Source organism: Helicobacter sp. 13S00477-4, from assembly GCF_002272785.1.
GTDB lineage: Bacteria > Campylobacterota > Campylobacteria > Campylobacterales > Helicobacteraceae > Helicobacter_J.
In genome coordinates this window covers 31,764-52,167 of sequence record NZ_MLAS01000006.1, presented here as the reverse complement: position 1 = coordinate 52,167, position 20,404 = coordinate 31,764, and the positions used below count along the sequence as shown (strand labels likewise).

At 32.4% G+C, this 20,404-nt stretch carries 20 protein-coding genes; 9 read left to right on the top strand and 11 right to left on the bottom strand.

Features of this window, described 5'->3' with window-relative positions; genetic code table 11:
* Positions 1–2 precede the first annotated feature (2 nt).
* A complete protein-coding gene (locus BKH44_RS04110; RefSeq protein ID WP_095270326.1) occupies positions 3–968 on the top strand; it encodes a TIGR01212 family radical SAM protein in 966 nt (321 codons plus the stop codon).
* A gap of 12 nt (positions 969–980) precedes the next feature.
* The gene (gene hemB, locus BKH44_RS04105) at positions 981–1,949 is read left to right on the top strand and encodes a porphobilinogen synthase (protein ID WP_095270324.1); all 969 of its coding nucleotides are present in this window, start codon (positions 981–983) and stop codon (positions 1,947–1,949) included.
* Between the two features lie 25 nt (positions 1,950–1,974).
* Here the strand turns inward: hemB and BKH44_RS04100 are convergent, their stop codons facing one another.
* Positions 1,975–2,589 carry an outer membrane beta-barrel protein gene (locus BKH44_RS04100; RefSeq protein ID WP_095270322.1) on the bottom strand — a complete coding sequence of 205 codons (615 nt, stop codon included), beginning with the start codon at positions 2,587–2,589 and terminating at the stop codon, positions 1,975–1,977.
* Between the two features lie 109 nt (positions 2,590–2,698).
* Between BKH44_RS04100 and BKH44_RS04095 the strand changes: the two genes are divergently transcribed.
* Positions 2,699–3,433 (top strand): YebC/PmpR family DNA-binding transcriptional regulator, encoded by a 735-nt coding sequence (locus BKH44_RS04095; RefSeq protein ID WP_095270320.1) that lies wholly within the window; start codon positions 2,699–2,701, stop codon positions 3,431–3,433.
* A gap of 35 nt (positions 3,434–3,468) precedes the next feature.
* Here BKH44_RS04095 and BKH44_RS04090 read toward each other — a convergent pair whose 3' ends face one another.
* On the bottom strand, positions 3,469–3,858 hold the full coding sequence (locus tag BKH44_RS04090; protein WP_095270318.1) for a hypothetical protein: 390 nt from the start codon (positions 3,856–3,858) through the stop codon (positions 3,469–3,471).
* A gap of 117 nt (positions 3,859–3,975) precedes the next feature.
* On the opposite strand from BKH44_RS04090, the gene lysA reads away from it, so the two are divergent.
* Genes lysA through BKH44_RS04065 form a run of 5 tightly spaced genes read left to right on the top strand, consistent with a single transcriptional unit; the run spans position 3,976 to position 9,387 of the window.
* Complete coding sequence (lysA, locus tag BKH44_RS04085; protein ID WP_095270316.1) at positions 3,976–5,229, top strand: diaminopimelate decarboxylase; 1,254 nt, start codon at positions 3,976–3,978, stop codon at positions 5,227–5,229.
* Complete coding sequence (pheA, locus tag BKH44_RS04080) at positions 5,198–6,268, top strand: prephenate dehydratase (RefSeq protein ID WP_095270314.1); 1,071 nt, start codon at positions 5,198–5,200, stop codon at positions 6,266–6,268. The genes lysA and pheA overlap by 32 nt, the downstream gene beginning before the upstream one ends.
* A 7-nt stretch (positions 6,269–6,275) precedes the next feature.
* Positions 6,276–7,172 carry a phosphatidylglycerol lysyltransferase domain-containing protein gene (locus BKH44_RS04075; RefSeq protein ID WP_095270312.1) on the top strand — a complete coding sequence of 299 codons (897 nt, stop codon included), beginning with the start codon at positions 6,276–6,278 and terminating at the stop codon, positions 7,170–7,172.
* Positions 7,169–8,836, top strand: a complete 1,668-nt coding sequence (pabB, locus tag BKH44_RS04070; protein WP_095270310.1) for an aminodeoxychorismate synthase component I — start codon at positions 7,169–7,171, stop codon at positions 8,834–8,836. The genes BKH44_RS04075 and pabB overlap by 4 nt, the downstream gene beginning before the upstream one ends.
* Positions 8,833–9,387, top strand: a complete 555-nt coding sequence (locus BKH44_RS04065; protein WP_095270308.1) for an aminodeoxychorismate/anthranilate synthase component II — start codon at positions 8,833–8,835, stop codon at positions 9,385–9,387. The genes pabB and BKH44_RS04065 overlap by 4 nt, the downstream gene beginning before the upstream one ends.
* Positions 9,388–9,427: 40 nt before the next feature.
* On the opposite strand, the gene BKH44_RS04060 is transcribed toward BKH44_RS04065, so the two are convergent.
* Entirely contained in the window at positions 9,428–11,092 is a 1,665-nt protein-coding gene (locus BKH44_RS04060) for an AAA domain-containing protein (protein WP_095270306.1), read from the bottom strand.
* Positions 11,093–11,166: 74 nt separating this feature from the next.
* Positions 11,167–11,907, bottom strand: coding sequence for a peroxide stress protein YaaA (yaaA, locus tag BKH44_RS04055; protein WP_180674107.1), 741 nt, complete (start codon positions 11,905–11,907; stop codon positions 11,167–11,169).
* 53 nt (positions 11,908–11,960) lie between these two features.
* On the opposite strand from yaaA, the gene BKH44_RS04050 reads away from it, so the two are divergent.
* Positions 11,961–12,500 carry a DUF4149 domain-containing protein gene (locus tag BKH44_RS04050; protein ID WP_095270302.1) on the top strand — a complete coding sequence of 180 codons (540 nt, stop codon included), beginning with the start codon at positions 11,961–11,963 and terminating at the stop codon, positions 12,498–12,500.
* 62 nt (positions 12,501–12,562) lie between these two features.
* Here the strand turns inward: BKH44_RS04050 and rplT are convergent, their stop codons facing one another.
* The 7 genes from rplT to gyrA form a co-directional block, all read right to left on the bottom strand.
* A complete protein-coding gene (rplT, locus tag BKH44_RS04045) occupies positions 12,563–12,916 on the bottom strand; it encodes a 50S ribosomal protein L20 (protein ID WP_095270300.1) in 354 nt (117 codons plus the stop codon).
* Positions 12,917–13,008: 92 nt separating this feature from the next.
* Positions 13,009–13,203: a 50S ribosomal protein L35 gene (rpmI, locus tag BKH44_RS04040; protein WP_095270298.1), complete on the bottom strand. Its 195-nt coding sequence runs from the start codon at positions 13,201–13,203 to the stop codon at positions 13,009–13,011.
* 25 nt (positions 13,204–13,228) lie between these two features.
* Positions 13,229–13,744, bottom strand: coding sequence for a translation initiation factor IF-3 (gene infC, locus BKH44_RS04035; protein WP_095270297.1), 516 nt, complete (start codon positions 13,742–13,744; stop codon positions 13,229–13,231).
* Positions 13,741–15,552, bottom strand: a complete 1,812-nt coding sequence (gene thrS, locus BKH44_RS04030; protein WP_095270295.1) for a threonine--tRNA ligase — start codon at positions 15,550–15,552, stop codon at positions 13,741–13,743. The genes infC and thrS overlap by 4 nt, the downstream gene beginning before the upstream one ends.
* A 346-nt stretch (positions 15,553–15,898) precedes the next feature.
* Positions 15,899–17,224 (bottom strand): sigma-54 dependent transcriptional regulator, encoded by a 1,326-nt coding sequence (locus tag BKH44_RS04020; protein ID WP_095270290.1) that lies wholly within the window; start codon positions 17,222–17,224, stop codon positions 15,899–15,901.
* The gene (locus BKH44_RS04015) at positions 17,221–17,883 is read right to left on the bottom strand and encodes a hypothetical protein (RefSeq protein ID WP_095270288.1); all 663 of its coding nucleotides are present in this window, start codon (positions 17,881–17,883) and stop codon (positions 17,221–17,223) included. Before BKH44_RS04015 ends, BKH44_RS04020 begins: the two co-directional genes overlap by 4 nt.
* Positions 17,883–20,366, bottom strand: a complete 2,484-nt coding sequence (gene gyrA, locus BKH44_RS04010) for a DNA gyrase subunit A (RefSeq protein ID WP_095270286.1) — start codon at positions 20,364–20,366, stop codon at positions 17,883–17,885. Before gyrA ends, BKH44_RS04015 begins: the two co-directional genes overlap by 1 nt.
* Positions 20,367–20,404 lie beyond the last annotated feature (38 nt).

Below are 20,404 nucleotides of genomic sequence, written 5' to 3'. Positions count from 1 at the left end.
CAGTGAAAAAAATACTCACCATTGGAAGATATTTCAAATCAAAATTTGGTCAGAGAGTCAGAAAAATCCCCATTTCACTTGAAGGTTTCACCTGTCCCAATATTGATGGGAATGTAGCAAAAGGAGGCTGCATCTATTGTAGGAATGAAAGTTTTTCGCCTAGCATTGTCAAAATCTCTTCCAGCACAATGCCTATACAAATGAACTTTAAAATCACTCAAAATCCTATTTTAGATAAACAAATCGCTCAACTCAAAGAACAATTCAACTGGCACTCTCAATTTCATAAAGAAAAATTTGAAATCAGAAAATATATGGTATATTTTCAATCTTATACTAATACTTATGCACCTTTTGACACTCTGCAACAACTCTATAAAGTAGCCTTATCATTACCTAATGTCATAGGGATGAGTATTGGAACAAGAGTAGATTGCGTTGAAGATAAAGTGCTTGATTTGCTCGCAGATTATGTAAAAGAAGGTAAAGAAATTTGGCTAGAATACGGGATACAATCTGTTCATGACGAGACATTAAAAGCAACCAATAGGGGGCATTCTACCGCAGGAATGGAAGAATTATTCAAAAAAACTAGACAAAGAGGCATAAAATTATGTGCTCATCTTATCTATGGACTCCCAAATGAAACACATCAAATGATGATCCACTCACTTCAAACCATCCTAAAATGGGGTATTGATGGATTAAAAATCCATCCACTTTATGTTGTTGAAGATACCCATTTGGCTAAACTCTACAAAAGTGGGAACTATACACCCATTGAACTCAATGAATATGCAGACCTTATTGTCAAATCACTCCAAATCATCCCTACTGATATTGTCATCCAAAGAGTAAGTGCAGGGGCACATGATGAAACTCTATTAGCCCCAAAATGGTGTTTTGACAAAAATATCCAAATGCGTTATTTACGCGATAAACTTAGAACTGTGGGCATAGAATACTAAAAGGAGAAGATGATGTTTAGAAGATTACGAAGATTACGATTAAAAGAAAATTTAAGGGAATTGGTCAAAGAAACAAGATTGGATATTAAAGATTTTATTTATCCTCTTTTTGTTGTAGAAGGCAATAATATTAAATCAGAAATCTCTTCAATGCCCGGTGTTTATCAAATGAGTTGTGATGAGATCATCAAAGAATGTAAAGAATTGCAAAATTTGGGTATTTATCATATCTTATTATTTGGAATCCCATCTCATAAAGATTCTTGTGGTAGTGAAGCCCTCAGCGATGAAGGCATTGTTGCTAAAACAATTTATGCTATTAAAAAAAAATATCCCCAAATCATCATAACAGCAGATTTATGTTTTTGTGAATATACTGATCATGGACATTGTGGTATTCTTGATATGAAGCTACAAACAGTTGACAATGATGCCACACTTGAAATCCTAGCACAACAAGCTATCATCCTCTCTAATAGTGGTGCAGATATTATTGCTCCTAGCACAATGATGGATGGAATGGTGTTACATATCCGCACCCAACTAGACAAAGCCGGTTTTAGTCATATCCCTATCATGAGCTATTCAACAAAGTTTTGTAGTGCTTATTATGGTCCTTTCAGAGAAGCCGCACAATCCGCACCAAACTTTGGAGATAGAAAAAGCTATCAAGAAGACCCATCCAATCGAAGAGAAGCAATTTTAGAAAGCCTTAATGATGAAGCTGAGGGAGCTGATATTTTAATGGTCAAACCTACATTGGCTTATCTTGATATTGTTAGAGACATTAGAGAAAGGACACTTTTGCCATTAGCTGTTTATAATGTTAGTGGAGAATATTCAATGCTTAAAGCAGCCCAAAAAGCCGGAGTGATTGATTATGAAAAAGTAATGCTTGAAACAATGCTTGGTTTCAAAAGGGCTGGAGCAGATATTATCATCAGTTACCATGCAAAAGAAGTTGCAAAATTACTTAAATAGATAATCCTATTGCAACATACCCAGCTCATAGATCAAAAAGATAAACATAAGAAATACCATAATAAAGATTATTCAACTTTCTATTTACTGGCACATTATTGTATTCTTGGGAATCATACCTGCCTTTGAAAAAAAATGGTACACCAATTCCAAATTCTATACGATGATAAGATTTTATCGTCATATTCAATCCTAAAATAGCCAAAACCTGATTAGTTAAAATTATTTCGTATTTTCTTTTATAAAAAGCATTAAAATAATTCATACCTACAAAAAATCCAAAATCAAATTTTTCATCACTATAATAATTAAATAAATAATCAACCTCAACCCTAGTGCCAACTCCTGAAAAAAGATCAAAACCATTTTTTTCATTCAATAATTTGATATTAGCATATCCCAAACCAGCAAAAGCACGTATACCATTCTTTTTAGTGAAAAAATATTCAATCCCTATTTTAGTCCCAATATAACCTTCATATCCATAACGTTTTTTGTCTTGATAAAATTTAGAATCAAATATACTATCTGTCGCAGCAGTATCAGCACCTACAAATATCCTCAAATTTTGTTCAGCAAACATATAAGATGGGATCAAAAATATTACTGACAAGAAAAACCAACTAAATAAAGTAGGCATAATTTTTCCTCAAAATCTTTGTATAAAATTATTATAACAAAAACCTAAGCATTCATTGAAAATTTTTGTATGCCTTTGATATAATTTTAACAAAATTCTAGGAGTTCGTATGGGAAGAGCATTTGAATACCGCAGAGCCGCCAAAGAAAAACGATGGGATAAAATGAGTAAAATCTTTCCCAAACTTGCAAAAACTATCACAGTAGCTGCCAAAGAAGGTGGCATAGATCCTGAAATGAATGCTAAGTTAAGAACTGCGATCTCTAATGCTAAATCACAAAATATGCCAAAAGACAATATTGAAGCAGCTATCAAAAGAGCTGCTGGAAAGGATGGTATATTTTCAGAGATTAACTATGAAGGAAAGGCGAGCAATGGAGTATTGATTTTTATTGAATGCACAACTGATAATCCAACTCGAACCATAGCAAATATCAAAAGCTATTTTAATAAAACACCCGGAGCATCTATTGTTCCAAATGGATCATTAGAATTTATGTTTTCAAGAAAAAGTGTATTTGAATTTGACAAAAAAAACATACAATCTGCAGGTATAAATATAGAAGAACTTGAATTAGCGTTGATTGATTATGGTTTAGAAGATATTGAAAAAATTGAGACTCAAGAAGGTGAAATATTTATTGTTTATGGCAACTATACAGATTTCGGCAAACTCAATGAAGGTTTTGAAAAACTTCAAATCCCTATCAATAAAGCCTTATTAAAACGCATCCCCAATAACCCTATTTCACTGACTGAAGAACAACTCAATGAAATAGAAAAACTCTTAGATAAAATTGAAGATGATGATGATGTACAAGCCGTTTATACAAATATCAATTAATGACTCTTTTTCAAAAAATCTAAAACAAAAAACAACTAACGAATATCAATTGCTTGTTTGACGACCTTTTCAAACTCCTCTTTTAATTGTGGATTCAAAACAGTGAGTTTATTTTGAATGTTGATAATGATCTTTGAATTCACACTTTTATGAACACAAATAGAAAATAAAAAATTCTTTTTTTGCGTTTTGCTCAAATGCCAGTCTTGATAATTATCAAAAAAGAACTTTGTAGCTTTTTCCAAATCCTTAAGAGTGCTATATTTAGAATTAATTAACAACATTACGGTTTCATAACTGACAATATCTTCAATAACCGTTTGAAACTTTTGTTTCTTTTTATTTAAAAGAAGCACTAAAGCAACAAAAAATATTCCTAAAACAATTACAAATGAAATAATAATAAAAAATGCGTTTGGATTCATTGTTTCTCTCTTTATATGTATATTTATCAATATAATCTAGATTTAAATTTTTTATATATATAAATTTAGTTAAAATTGTAAACTTTTTATGTTTAAATCTTACTAAAGGGATTGATAATGGATTTTAAAGGACTCGCCAAAAAATATAAAACACCATTATATATATATAACATAGATCAAATAAAAAATCGATTTTTAGACTTCAAAAAAGCTTTTTCGGGCAGAAAAACACTTATTTGTTATGCACTCAAAGCCAATTCAAATCTAAGCATTATAAACACTTTAGCAAGACTTGATAGCGGGGCAGATTGTGTTTCCATTGGCGAAGTCAAACGTGCCCTTTTGGCTGGTATTCCAAAATACAAGATTATATTTAGCGGTGTAGGCAAGAGTGATGAAGAAATCAAAGAGGCTTTAGAATCTGATATTTTATTTTTAAATGTTGAGTCCGCACAAGAATTAGAACACATTGAAAAAATTGCAAAACAAACTAGCAAAAAAGCAAGAATTTCCATACGAGTGAATCCAAACATTGATGCAAAAACACACCCTTATATTTCCACAGGTTTACACGAAAACAAATTTGGTGTTGATGAAGATACTGCACTCAAACTCTATATCCAAGCAAAAAATTCAGTATTTTTAGAACCTATAGGCATTCATTTTCACATAGGATCGCAATTAACAGATATTGCTCCTATTGCAGCTGCAGCTACAAAAATTGCAAACCTCACAAAATCATTACTTGCACTCAAAATTGAGTTAAAATTTTTTGATGTAGGTGGAGGCATTGGGATTTCTTATTGTGGTGAAAAAACCATCAAGCTTTATGATTATGCTCAAACAATTTTAACAGCATTAAAAGGCTTAGATTTGACTATTATTTGTGAGCCAGGTAGATACATCACTGGGGATGGAGGGTATTTGGTCACGAAAGTTTTATATGAAAAATACACCAAAGATAAACGTTTTGTTATCATTGATGCTGGAATGAATGATCTAATACGTCCTGTGCTTTATCAAGCTATTCACAAAATCAAAGCATATCCTCAAAAACCAATCAATGAGGACAAAATAAGTGAAGCCAATGTAGTAGGTCCAATATGTGAAAGCGGGGATTATTTAGCAAAAAATGTGATGCTCCCTCCACTCAAAAGTGGTGATTTGATAGTGTTTGAAAATGCAGGGGCTTATGGATATAGCATGTCAAGCAACTACAACACAAGAGCCAAAGCTGCCGAAATTGGAATTCAAGAAGGGAAGGATAGGATTTTAAAACATCGCGAAAGTTTTGAAGACCTCATAAGAGATGAATTAAAAATCTTACAAGGAGCACAAGGTGAATTTAAATCAAAAGCGCGACAAAATTGATATCATTGATAATAAAATTTTTGATCTTTTAAATGAACGTTTAGGTATTGTAGCTGAGATTGGGAAAGAAAAAATCAATTCCAATCAAAGTATTTATCGACCTGAAAGAGAAAATGAGATCATTGCACGTCTAGCAAAAAAAGAGTCGAAATATCTTAATATCAAAGCAATTGAAGCTATATATCAAGAAATTTTTGCTATTTCAAGGAATTTAGAATTACCTGAAAAAGTAGCTTATTTGGGACCATTGGGTAGCTATACACACCAAGCTGCTGAAGAAAGATTTGGTGCAATGAGTGAATATCTTCCTATGACAAATATATTTTCGGTCTTTAAAGCTGTTGAATTAAATCAAGCAAAATATGGTGTCATTCCGCTAGAAAACAATACCAATGGAATGGTGGGTGACACTATTGATTTGCTTGCCAGCTCAGAACTCAAAATCATCGCTGAAATTATCCTACCTATCCATCATAGCTTTGCTACAAATTGTGAATACCTAAAAGATATCAAACGTATTTATTCCAAAGATATTGCTTTTGGACAATGCAATCAATTCATAGAATCCCATCAACTTCAAGATATTGAAAGAATTCCTGTAGATTCTACTGCAAAAGCTGCTCAATTTGCTGCTAAAGATAAAAATTCTGCTGCTATTTGCTCAAAAATTGCTGGAAAATTGTATCATTTGCCTATTATGTTTGAAAATATTGAAGACTCCAACAAGAATAAAACCCGTTTTGTTATCATCAGTGATTTTATCAATCACCCCAGCGGGAAAGACAAAACTTCTGTTTTTGCTAATCTCAAAGATTTTAACAAACCAGGCATCTTGCTTGAACTGCTTAAAGATTTTAACCAAAGAGGTATCAGTCTCACAAAAATTGACTCACGTCCTATCAAGACAAAATCTGATTTTAGTTTTGGATTTTATATAGATTTTGAAGGACACAGGAATGATGAGATGATAGAAGAGCTTTTTAGCCTACGAAAAGATGAACTCAAATGGCTTGGCAGTTATGTAAAAATGGATAAATGAGGGAAAAATGATAGAATTTAAAAAAATATCTTTAGAGGACAAAGCTTTATTTGATGTTTATTTGACAAAAGATTTTTTTTACATTTCAGATGTAAGTTTTGGAAATTTATATATTTGGCATTGTGCTAGAGATATTAGCTATGCGATAATACAAGATTGCTTGGTTATCCGCACACAATATCCCCAAAAAAATCCATTTTACTTCTACCCTATTGGGAATGGGAATAAAATTGAATGCATCAAAATCTTGCTTAATTATTCACAGACACAAAATCAAACATTAGAATTTCATTCACTTGAAAGTAAAAATATCCAGGAACTGCAAGAAAATTTCCCTCAAAAATTCTCTATCATACCAAATCGCGACCGCAGTGACTATATTTATAATATCAAAGAACTAATTGAGCTTTCAGGTAGGAAATATCATAAGAAAAAAAACCATCTCAATCAATTTCTACAATCTTATCCAGATTTTTGCTATACGAGCATTGATAAAAACAACAAGTTAAAAGTCTTAGAAATCTGGAGAAAATGGTTCACCCAAACAGAAAAAGAAGCTACAGAAGGACTAAAAAATGAAAATGTTGGTATTATCAACGCCTTAAATCATTACGAAAAATTAGGCTTCAAAGGTGGTTTTGTGAGTGCAAATGATGAAATCATAGGTTTTAGTTTCGGTGAAATTATTAATAATGACATGGTTGTGATCCATATAGAAAAAGCAAACCCCCAGTATCACGGTGCCTATCAAATCATCAATCAACAACTACTCTTCAATGAATTCAAAAACTACACTTATGCCAATCGAGAAGAAGATCTTGGCATAGAAGGTCTACGCAGGGCAAAAATGAGTTATAATCCAGCATTTTTAGTAGAAAAATTTGAGGCTATTTTTCAAGGATGATTTTTGGGGATAATATATATTCCAAATACCTAGATAGAGTCATTGCCTTTGATAAAATAGGTGTGATAAAAGCCTTTGATTTCATAGAATCAAGAAAATCTAAAGGATATTTTGTTGGCTATATCAAATATGAACTCAAAGATATTTTTTTAGGCAAAAAACTCCAAACAAAAGAACCCCTCTTGTATTTTGAATATTTTGCCCACAAAACTCCTTTAAAATTAGAGCCAAAAGAAAATACATACTATCCTCAAATCAAATCATCTATAAATAAAAAAACTTATCAAAACAAAATCACTCAAATCAAATCATTTATTGCCAAAGGCGACACATATCAAGTCAATTTTACATATCCACTATATATTAGCACACAGGCTAGTGAAATAGAAATTTTTAAGAGCATTTTAGAAAATCAAAATACTCCCTACAAAGCATTTATAAGAAATGAATATGAAACCATCATTAGTTTTTCACCCGAATTATTCTTTGAAATAAAATCTAAAAATACCCATCATGTCATCACAACACGTCCAATGAAAGGAACCATTAAAAGAGGTAAAACTCCACAAGAAGACTTCAAAAACAAAACCTTCCTGAAAAATGATATAAAAAATCAAAGCGAAAATGTGATGATAGTTGATCTATTGCGTAATGATTTGAGTAAAATCGCTCTCAAAGGGAGTGTAAAAACACAAAAACTCTTTGAAATAAATACCCATCCTACATTACATCAAATGACCTCAGAAATATGTGCAGATTTACCTAATAATATCAATATTTATAAAATCTTTGAAGCACTTTTCCCTTGTGGTTCAATCACCGGTGCACCCAAAATTAAAACAATGCAAATCATACAGAGTCTTGAAAACTATCAAAGAAAGGTTTATTGTGGTGCGATTGGCGTCATCAGTGCAGAGGAAATTTGCTTTTCAGTCCCTATCCGCACTCTTTATAAAAAAAATGATTCCAAGAAATACACATTAGGAGTAGGCGGGGGAATTGTATGGGATAGTCATAGCGAGGATGAATGGAATGAAAGTAAACTCAAATCATTGTTTATCCTTCCAAAGATTGATTTTAAACTTATTGAAACTATGAAAGTACAGCATTTAAAAATCCTTGATTTTGATGAACACCTCATGCGAATGTCAAAATCTGCAAAATATTTTGGCTTTGACTTTGATGATTCTTTATCAACTTTAAAACCTGAAAAAAATGGTATCTTAAGGATAACATCTGACAAATCTGGTAAAATAACAAAAACATATCTATCACTAAATCCTATCACTTCTAATCTCATTACCCTAAACCCTAAACCCATAGACAATCATAATGATTTTTTATATCACAAAACCTCCCATCGTCCTTGGTACAAAAAGACTATGCAAAAAATCAATCGCGATCTTATTTTTGATGAAATTTTTCTCAATCAAAATGGAGAAATAACAGAAGGTTCAAGGAGCAATATTATTATTCAAATTGGAGAAAACCTTTTTACTCCAAATGCAAAATGTGGCTTACTCAAAGGTATTTATCGCGATTTTCTTCTAAAAAAAGGAATATGCAGAGAAAAAATATTGACCATTGATGATTTATATCAAGCCAATAAAATCTATTGCACGAACTCAGTACGCGGAATGATTGAAGTGGTATTAAAAAAATGAAGATTGCAATGATTGATAATTATGATTCCTTCACTTATAATCTCATCCATTATATTGAAGCAATGGAATATAAAATTGATGTATATAAAAATGATGCCATTAAACTTATAGACTTACAAAGCTACACACACTTTTTGATTTCACCTGGATTTGGAAGCCCTAAGGATTCTGGTATTTGTTTGGATATCATTAAATACTATAGCCATCAAAAGAAAATCTTAGGGATTTGCTTAGGACATCAATGTATTGCTCAAGTCTTTGATAGCACAATATCACCTCTTTCTAACCCTATTCACGGCAAGACCTCAATCATCACTCTCAAAAAATCCGTCCTTTTTAAGGGTTTGCCTGTGCATCTGAAGGTAGGTAGGTATCATTCATTATATGTTTCTTCTTTAGGAGAAAACTTGCTGCCATTAGCATTTAGCGAAGATGGGATATTGATGGCTCTAAAACACAAAGTTTTTGATGTCTATGGTGTCCAATTTCATCCAGAATCAATTCTTTCAGAAGGTGGTAAAACCATACTCCAAAATTTTTTGAGTTTATAAAAAATACTATCAAATTCAACCCATAAAATAAAATCTCTGCTTAAAAAGGTAATAAATCACCTTTATTAAATGGCTTACAAGCCTGTAAAATATTTTTTAAAAATTGATGATCTTGCATCATCCAAAAATCATAATCACACACCATAAAAAACTGCTTTTTTATCCTGCTTAGGGCTACATTTAAACTATATAAAGCTTTAATGTTAGTTGAATCAGTGAGGTGATAATGCAAGCATACAGGAGAAAATATGACACTATCAAACTCCTGACCTTGAGAACTATGTATTGTCCATACTTTTTCACGTGGAATACCTTGTGCTATCATACAATGCCTTTGTTTTACAAATGGGGTAATCACAGCATAATCCCCTCCCCATAATAATCGCACCATCTCAAGTGCATTGGCTGCCTCGTTCATACTAATATGCTTGCTATCTTGTGGACTCTTTTTGCTATCAATATAAAAAAGCTCTGTATGATTAGCGACACCACGCAATCCATTTTTATAAATATGATTATCAAGGATTTTGGCTAGGTTATCGCCATATCGATGCGTTTTTGTCAAATGAGTTACAGATATTCTCTCAAATTCAACCTCTTGATACTGTGTTTTGATAAAAATAGGATTTTTTCTCTCAAAATCACGCACTCTAAAAAGTTCTTCAAGGTTCAAGGCAGAAAGGTTCCACAAATTTGCATAAAAATTCTCACCTTTCAATATCTCTTTTTGAGGCATTTCACAAATCGGACTAAGCTGTTTGTGATCACCTAAAAAAGTCAATGCAGTATTATCTACACAAAGCGTACAAGCCTTGATAAGTGGTGTAAAAGCACATTCATCCAAAAATATATGATCAAATTTTACATCTAAAGTCCTATATTTACGGATAAATCCATCTACTGTCATCCCAACTAAAAGTGCTTCTTTGAATCTATCCTTAAAAGATAAACTATAACTAAAAAGATTCTGAGGAGAAGCTTTTTTGAGGATATTAGGATCACACACTTCAAGATATGTATTCAAAAACCCACTCGTAGGCATTCCTAAACGTAAAATCTTCTCTCGATTCAAACCAAGCTTATCAAATTTTTTGATGAGTGTTTTTAACACCTGTTCAAGTGCATTATTAGTAGGAGCAAGCACACAAACCTTCTTGCCTGCTTGGATAAAATTAAAAAGTGATTCAAATAAAACAACTTGGGTTTTACCACTACCTGGTGGTCCCCATATATAAGTGAAAGGCTTGGAAAAAATATTTTTTATACCAATAGCTTGCTCTTCAGTCAGAGTATTGGATAAAGCAGGCTCAATATTACTAGCTTGATCTGGAAAATATGGATTTTGACCCGCTCTGAAAAAATCTTCGACATTTTTCACCAAGAATTTAAGATCGCTAAAAAGCGAAATTTGATCTTTTTTAACTTTTGAGAGTTTTTCAAAAATATTTTGTGCTACCTCCAGACACAAAATATTTGCCCTTTCATCAAAATACTTTTGCTCTAATCCTCCATCGCCAACTCTAAACTCATCCATACCTACCCTAAGTATCAAACTCTCAGGATTAAAAATTTTTCCTTTAAAAGAAAAATATACTTCCCCATCCCCAAAAGTCACACTATTCAAATTTATGGCTTCTAAACCTAAAGCACTCTTGTCTAAAAAATCATAATAAACCAAAGCAGCCTGTAATAAAATATCCTTCATCAAGCCCTCACAGCGATATTTTTTATAGATTTTATCCCAAAAAGGATAAAATCATTCTCAAACAAAACAACGATTTATTCTCTCACTTCATAAAACAAAATATTTGCATTTTTGATAGTTTGTTTGTCAATAAGTTCCAATCCTTCTACTATCAGATCTTGGCAATCAAGTGTTGGATTCATACTCAATTCTTTGAGATAAATTCCTCGGTAATACTTTGCATAATGACTAACTTTTTTGCCATTTTTTAAAAATTCAATACGAGTATGCATATTTTTAAGACCATAAGCTTTGAGATAAACTTCAGCCCTTAAATCTAATATTTTATGATCTTCAAGATACAGATCAATCTTGGAAGACAATCTATCATAAAGTTCATTGAGAGAAAAATCCTCATATTTAAAATGCTGGTTACACTTATAAAAAGGCAAGAAATCTTTTGCCCTCACCATCCCAAAAAGATTACTAAAAATCATTACATTTTCTAAAATATATTCTTTTGCATTAAAAGGAAGGTTTTCAAAATCTAAAGCTTTGTACGCAACACCACTATACAATCTTATTGCCTCCATTTTGCTTGTTTTGGCTAAATTTGCACACAAAAACATTTCTCTCAAAATAGAACCCAACTTTTTCACACCAAATAACTTACATATCACATTATCTTCTTGTTTCAAAATATCTAAATACTTTAAAACATTTTCCTTAACACCCTCATGATGCAAAACTAAAGTATCTAAAAAACTAAAATCTTCTTGCTCTGAAATAATTTCGGAAAGATTTTTTGCCTCACTTGGACTAAATAATATTTTCAATTTAACTCCTTCTTCTGGTATGATTATATTTATTTTATCAGGAGAATTGTTCAATGAATAAAATCACTTCACTCAGCCATTTAGCACATGCTCTGTATCTATGGCTTCTTGGATTAAGCATTGGTGCAATGGTTATCTCAGGAGCTTTTGTTGCACCTATTATTTTTAATGCTTATTCTTTTTTGCCTGATTTAGGTATCACGCAATATGATTCAGGTATCCTCATGACACAAATTTTCATAAAGCTCAATTATTTATTAAATTTTACAGCAATTATTATTATAATTTACGAACTTTTAGATTTCAAATCTTCTTTCAAACCTTCTATTATCTTATTAGGATTAAATACATTGAGTATTTTGCTTATTTTCCTTTTCACTCTTTATTATACTCCTAATATTTTAGATGCTCAAAATATGGGTCCAGCATACACTGCAACACCAGAATTTGAAAAAATGCACAGTCAAAGTGAGTATCTATTTAAAATATTATTAATAACTTTGAGCATTTCATTTTTTTGGAGAGTTATTCTTTTATCACTTAAACCAGCTCCACAACAAAAAATAAAAAGTACACGAAAAAAATCCACTTGAAAATCTAGATCATAAATGATTGAATATTATGAAGACAATGGCAAAACTTGCCATTGTAATAATTACTTGATAGTTTCTTTTGCCATTTGGACAATTTTAGCAAATGCTTCAGTATCATTCATAGCCATATCTGCTAGGATTTTTCTATCCAAATCAATATGAGCAAGTTTCAAACCATGCATAAATTTTGAATAACTAATATTATTGATACGGCAAGCTGCATTGATCCTAACAATCCATAAACTTCTAAAGTCTCTTTTTTTCTGTTTTCTATCCCTAAAGGCATAATACATACTCCTCTCAAGCTGTTCTTTAGCTTTCCTGAAATGTTTCCTTCTCCCGCTATAAAAACCTCTAGCAAGTTTCAGAATTTTTTTATGCCTTCTTCTTCTAACAACACCTGTTTTTACTCTCATATTTTCTCCTTGACCTATTATAGGTGTAGTCTATTGACTAAACTTTCCCTTACCCTTAAGGGGAGCCACTATTTTTTATCTGATGTAATATGTTAAGCTTTACAAAGCATAACTTTAACAGAATCAATATTTGCACTATGTACATAGTGAGGTGCATTCAAAGTTGCTTTTCTTTTTGGGCTTTTTTTAGTCAAGATATGACTTTTAAAAGCACTTCCACGTTTGATAAGATTTTTTTTCATCTTAAAACGTTTGGCTGCACCACGATTTGTTTTCATCTTTGGCATTGTTTTCTCCTTTCATAAGATAAAATTATTTCTTCTTTGGTACAAAAAGCCAAGAAACATACCGACCTTCTGTCTTAGGATCTTTTTCAGGTATAGCAATATCCTCTATCATCACTCCAACACGTTCAAGCACATTCAAACCTGCCTTAGGATCATTGTTTTCACGTCCTTTAAGCACGACCTTAAACTTCACATGCTTGCCTTCCTCAATAAATTCCCTTGAATGCTTGACCTTATAATTTATGTCATTTTGAGCAATTTGCGTTGAAAGTTTGATCTCTTTGATTTCTATTTGTTTTTGCTTCTTTTTGGCTTCTTTGAGTTTTTTTTCAGCTTGATAACGATATTTCCCATAATCCATTACTTTACATACTGGGGGTTTTGCATTTGGAGAAATCAATACCAAATCTAAACCTTTAGAATTAGCTATTTTTTGTGCCTCTGAAGAAGAAATGATTCCAAATACTTCTCCCTCATCTCCTACACACCTTACTTCAGAAAAATTGATTTCTTCATTCAACATTACTTCTTCTTTACTCAAAAGTTAACCTCTTTCATTTTAGTTTCTATCATATTTAAAAATTCCTTTTCAGATAATTCATATTGGGCTTTCTGCCTTCTATCGCGGATAGATAAGGTTTTATTTGCCACTTCTTTTTCACCTATTACAGCTATCATTGGAACATGTTGCTTTTCGGCATTACGAATCTTTTTACTTAACGTCTCATTTTTATCCATCACTTCGGCATAAACACCAATATTTAAAAGTTCTCTTTTAATATCAAAAGCATATTTAAAATGCTCCTCAACAATAGGTACAAGTACAATTTGAGTAGGAGCAACAAAAAATGGAAACTCTCCACCAAAATGCTCCGTCAAAATAGCCACAAATCTTTCAAAAGATCCTAAAATAGCACGATGTATCATCACAGGCTGTTGATGAGTATTATTCTCATCAGTATATTCCAAGTGAAATCTTTCCGGCAAATTCATATCAATTTGAACAGTTCCACACTGCCATTTCCTACCAATCGCATCTGTGATTTTGATATCAATTTTAGGACCATAAAAAGCCCCGCCACCTTCATCAATTGCATAATCAATAGCATTCCCACTCAAGGCATCTTTGAGGGCAGATGTAGCCATTTCCCAAACTTCATCACTCCCTATAGACTTTTTAGGTCGAGTTGAAAGCTCCATTTCATAATCAAATCCAAATGCCCTCATGATTTTATGTGTAAAATCTATAATATTACTCACTTCATCTTTTATTTGAGAAGGAGTACAAAAAATATGTGCATCATCTTGTGTAAACTCACGTACCCTTAAAAGTCCGTGCAAAACACCACTTTTTTCATGTCTATGCACTACTCCATATTCATAAAACCTCAAAGGCAAATCTCGATAACTCCTTAGAGAGCTTTGATAAACTTTTATATGACCAACACAATTCATAGGTTTAATGCCATACTCAACATCATCAATCACAGTAAAATACATATTCTCTTTATAATTATCATAATGTCCACTGACTTTCCAAACACTACTTTTGAGTATTTCTGGTCCTCTAACTGGCTCATATTCACGGATAATCAAAGCTTTTGTTAAAAGTTCTTCAATCCTTCTACGGAGTCTTGCACCCTTAGGAAGCCATATAGGCAATCCAGAACCAATCTCTTCATCAAAGCCAAAAAGTCCCATTTCAAGACCAATTTTACGATGATCTCTCTTTTTAGCTTCTTCAAGTTGAGCCAGGTAAGTATTTAAACTATCCTTATCAGCAAATGCAATACCATAAATACGTGTAAGCATTTCTGCATTTTCATCCCCTCCTAGATAAGCTCCAGCAAGCTTAGTAAGCTTAAAACTATGCAAAAATTTAGTATTTGGCAAATGGGGACCACGACACAGATCCTCAAAATTACCCTGTCGATACACTCCAAAACAATCACCCTCAATCCTATCCATAACAGCTTGTTTGAGTTCATCACCAGCAAATTTTCTAAAAGCTTGATCTCTATTTATCACTTCTTTAGAGATTGGAAATGCTTTTTTGGCAATTTCTTTCATCTTTTTTTCAATGATGTTCAAATCTTCTTCGCCAATTTTTACACTTGTCTTAAAGTCATAATAAAATCCATCATCTACCACAGGACCTACAAAAAACTTTGCTTCTGGATAAAGTTCTTTAATTGCCTGTGCCATTAAATGAGCACAAGAATGCCTTATGATAGAGAGTGCTTCTCTTGAATTATCAAAATGTATTTCTTCCCCTTTTATATCCTCAATAGAGGCTGTCTGGGTATCAAAAATTTCACCATTATATTTGATGCCAATTATTTCTGACATATAAAAATTGCCTTCTTCTTTCAACTAAACTTATAAAATGCTTCAATTCCTAAAAACTTCTATTATAACATAAATTAAATATCATTTTTACAAAATCTTAAAAAATTACCCTTCAGCAATCAACAGATCCAAAACCACACTGAACCTCAGAATCTATCTTTTCTGATTGTGGGTCATTCATAGGTTGTAAACATCCTGACATTAAAAAAGCAATCACCATAGAAAATAAAAAATACCACACTTTCCACCTCAAATTTTTATATAAATAACAATAGTATATGATCTTAACGAAAAATTACTACTGAACCTTTATCTCTAAACAAAAATAACTTTGGACACAAATAGACTAAAAATTCAAATTATATTTTGCAATTTTTTGCTTCAAAATATCAGTATTCATCCCTAAAGTTTCTGCACTCTTTAACAAATCTCCATTAAATTCATAATAAACTTCTTTAATCAACTCTTTTTCAAGATCAGCTATTTTAGAAATATTATTTTTCGGGCTTCGACTTTCCAAAAATAAATCTGACTCTTCTATTTGCAATCCTTCACTGAGTATTACAGCACGTTCAACAACAGAAAGCAATTCCCTAATATTGCCATACCACTCATATTCAAGCAACTTTTTTTTTGCATTTTCTGAAAAACTCTTTGACTCAAAACCATATTGTCTGATGACACAATCAAGCTTCCATTCTGCCAAGGGCAAAATCTCTTCTTTTCTTTCTTTTAGAGGTGGGATATGGATAGGAACAGTTTGAAGCCTAAAAAACAAATCTTGTCTAAAGCTACCTTCTTGAATCTTTTGTTCAATATTAGCATTGGTAGCAGAAATAAACCTTACATCAATTTTAATACTTTTATTACTACCTAAACGTGTGATTTCTTTTTCTTGAATAGCTCGTAATAGCTTGCTTTGAAGCATTAGTGGCATTTCTCCAATCTCATCTAAAAATACACTCCCACCATTTGCTGCCTCAAAAAGTCCAGCTTTAGGAGTAGTTGCATCTGTAAATGCCCCTTTCTCATAACCAAAAAGCTCAGATTCAAGTAAATGTTCAGGGATAGCAGCCATATTGATAGGAATAAAGGGAGCTTTTGCACGTAGGGAATTTTGATGGATAAAATTCGCAAATACTTCCTTTCCAACACCACTTTGACCTAAAAGTAGCACACTAGCATCAGTTGGAGAAACTTTTTTAGCAATCTTTTGTGTTTGATTTAAGGCTTCTGAAGTAGCAATAAAAAAATGTTTTTGTTTGACTGTATTTTTTGAGGGGTCATTTTTTATTGATATTTTTTGATACTTTTTTTGAAATTCAATTAATTTTTTTATTCTATAGATAGCTTCCAATAAAAGTTCTGGTTTGAAAGGCTTTTGGAAAAAATCTTTTACACCCAAGCGAATAGAATCAATAGCTTTATTCAAAGTTGCATTTCCAGTAATAACAATTGCCTCATAACGTCCCTCAAGAAGTTTTAAAAATTCCAAACCATCCATTTGAGGCATATTGATATCTGTGATGATGAGTTCAAAGCTATCATCTAGAACTTTCAATGCATCTTTTGGATTCTTAAAACTCACAATCTCCAAATCCTTACTATCATTAAAAAAAAGCTCTAAACTCTTACGCATATTGATATCATCTTCAACGATAGCTATTTTCATTTTTTCTCCTTCCAAACTTCTAGTATCAAAAATCCATTATCCAAATATGCTTGAACTTTCTTTGCTCGAAGTGTTAGCAATGTTTTGGCACTCAAAGATAAATTGTTACTGATTGTATCATCACGAATTTGCACACCACTTTTATACAAACAATCCAACACGGCATCCTTTTTTTGCCTCAAAATAATCTCAACTGCATAATTAGAACTATCATCGCCTACTAAATCACCAATATAAGTATCAATCATGCAACTATAATCAAAAATATAATCTCCACTATGTATCCGACTTTTGATAGGTCTAGAAATGTTATATTTTTCTCCTTGAACAATACCATCTTTAACATAAAGCTTATAAGAAATCAAAAACTCTTGTCTTTTAATCTTGTTTTCTTTTGGGACAATGCTATCTATTGAAGGGATATTAGCTGGTGGGACTTGAGGTAAAATGCCTTCTAGTGGCTCTAAAGTATTTTGATTATGTTTGGGTGATAAAAAAGGTGGATAAAATGGTTCTTGCATATCTGGAGACACTAGATTTGAAGGAGGATTTATCAAAGGCTCAGATTGAAATACTGGAGGATTTTTTTTCCAAGTTTGCAAACCATAAGACTCTAATAGCCAAATACCCATCATCAATACAAATAATATTCTAATCATCACTCCAAATCTAAACCATCTTCACCTTCAACACCTTCTTCTTCAGCGTTTTCTTTTGGACATCGACTTACATAAGCCACCTTTTCTCCTGCCACATCAATGATCTTCACACCAATTGTATTCCTGCCAGCTTCTTTGATAGCTTCTATAGCTATACGAATCATCTTGCCACTTGTAGTCAATACCATTAAATCCATATTATCATCATCTACATTCACAACACTCACCAATTTGCCAGTCTTAGGTGTGAGTTTCATTACAATTACACCTTTACCACCACGACTTTGCAAACGATAAGCACCTGCCAAAGTCTGTTTACCAATCCCTTTTTCACTCACAGTCAAAAGCTTATCAGTGTCACTTGTAATTGTAGTAGCTCCAATCACAAAATCTTCATTTGCTTTGAAACGAATTCCCATCACGCCTCGACTCACCCGTCCAATTTCACGAATATCATCAATACCAAATCGAATACACATACCTTGATAGGTTGCAATAAAGAGTTCTTTTACATCTTTATTGATGATTTTTGCAGTAACTAATTCATCACCATCATCAAGATTTATCGCACGAACACCTACACTTCTAATATTGCTATATTCGCTTAAATTTGTTCTTTTCACGATGCCATTTTTTGTAAAAAAGACTAATGACTTATCTTCATTAAAATCTGTCGTTGTTATAGTTGCTTTAATCTTTTCATCTTGTTGCAAATTAATAAGATTAACAACTGCCTTTCCAATAGCTGTCCTTCCAGCTTCAGGAATTTTATAAACCTTTAACCAATATAATTGACCTTTATCTGTAATGAACATAATAGTATCATGGGTATTGGCCACAAAAAAAGATTCAATAAAATCATCATCATGAGTATTCCCTGATATCTTGCCCTTACCTCCTCTATTTTGCTTTTCGTAAGTCTTAAGCTGGACACGTTTGACATACCCACGATGGCTCATTGTTACGACAACAGATTCATTAGGTATCAAATCCTCTATATCAATAGCATCATAATCTTCTTCAATTTGAGTTTTTCTATCAGTGCTGAATTTGTCTTTAATCTCCAAAAGCTCTGTTTTGATAATCTGTTTGAGTTCTTCCTCACTTTTTAAAATTGCATTTAGACGTTCAATCAATGCTAACAATTCATTGTATTCTTGCTCAATTTTATCTCTTTCTAAACCTGTGAGTCTTTGGAGCCTCATTTCCAAAATAGCCTTACTCTGCAATTCGCTCAAACCAAATTTCTCTATCAAACCTATTTTCGCTTCTTCTGCATCCTTGCTGGCACGGATAAGCTTGATGACCTCTTCAATATGATCTAAAGCAATCTTTAAACCCTCTAAAATATGTGCCCTCGCTTTAGCTTTCTCTAATTCAAATATTGTCCTGCGAATCACAATAGTTTTACGATGAGAAATAAATAAATTGAGCAATTCAAAAAGAGTAAATATTTTTGGTTCTTTGTTATGAATAGCTAAAAGTATGATGCCAAATGTAGATTCCATTGTCGTTGATTTATATAAATGATTTAAAACAATCTCACTCATCGCTTCTTTTTTAAGCTCAATAACAACACGTATACCCTCACGATCAGATTCATCCCTTACTTCAGAAATACCTTCAATGATTTTATCTTTTGCAAGCTCGCTGATTTGCTCTACAAGCCTTGCTTTATTAGTCTGATAGGGAACTTCATCAATTACAATCACATCTTTTGTTTTAGTTTTTTCTATATGGACTTTTGCACGTACTTTAATCCTGCCTCTACCCGTGCGATAAGCATCTAAAATCCCTTGTTTACCATAAATAATCCCACCTGTAGGGAAATCTGGACCTTGAACAAAAGTCATTAACTCTTCTAAAGAAGCTTCAGGATTATCAATCACATAAACCAAAGCATCAATAATCTCATCAATACGATGTGGAGGGATAGAAGTCGCCATACCTACAGCAATCCCACTTGATCCATTCACTAAAAGATTAGGGACACGGCTTGGCAATACATCAGGTTCACGCAATGTGTCATCATAATTAGGCACAAAATCAACAGTATCTTTATCTATATCTCTTAAAATCTCTTCACTTGCTTGGGTCATCCTAGCTTCAGTATACCGCATTGCAGCTGCATTATCGCCATCAATAGAACCAAAATTCCCCTGTCCATCGACAAGTTCAAGACGCATAGAAAAATCCTGAGCCATTCGAACCAATGCATCATACACAGCAGTATCACCATGCGGATGATATTTACCTATGACATCTCCAACAATCCTAGCACTCTTCTTGTAAGCTACTCTTGAACTGAGTCCCAACTCACTCATTGCATATAAAATTCTTCTATGTACAGGCTTCAAACCATCTTTAGCATCTGGAAGTGCACGTCCGATAATAACACTCATTGAATAATCAAGATAACTTTCCTTAATTGAATCATCAATTTTTACATCTACAATACTCGCATTATCCAATAAATTATCCATCATCACTCCATAAATATTTTTAGCTTTTGTTACTATTT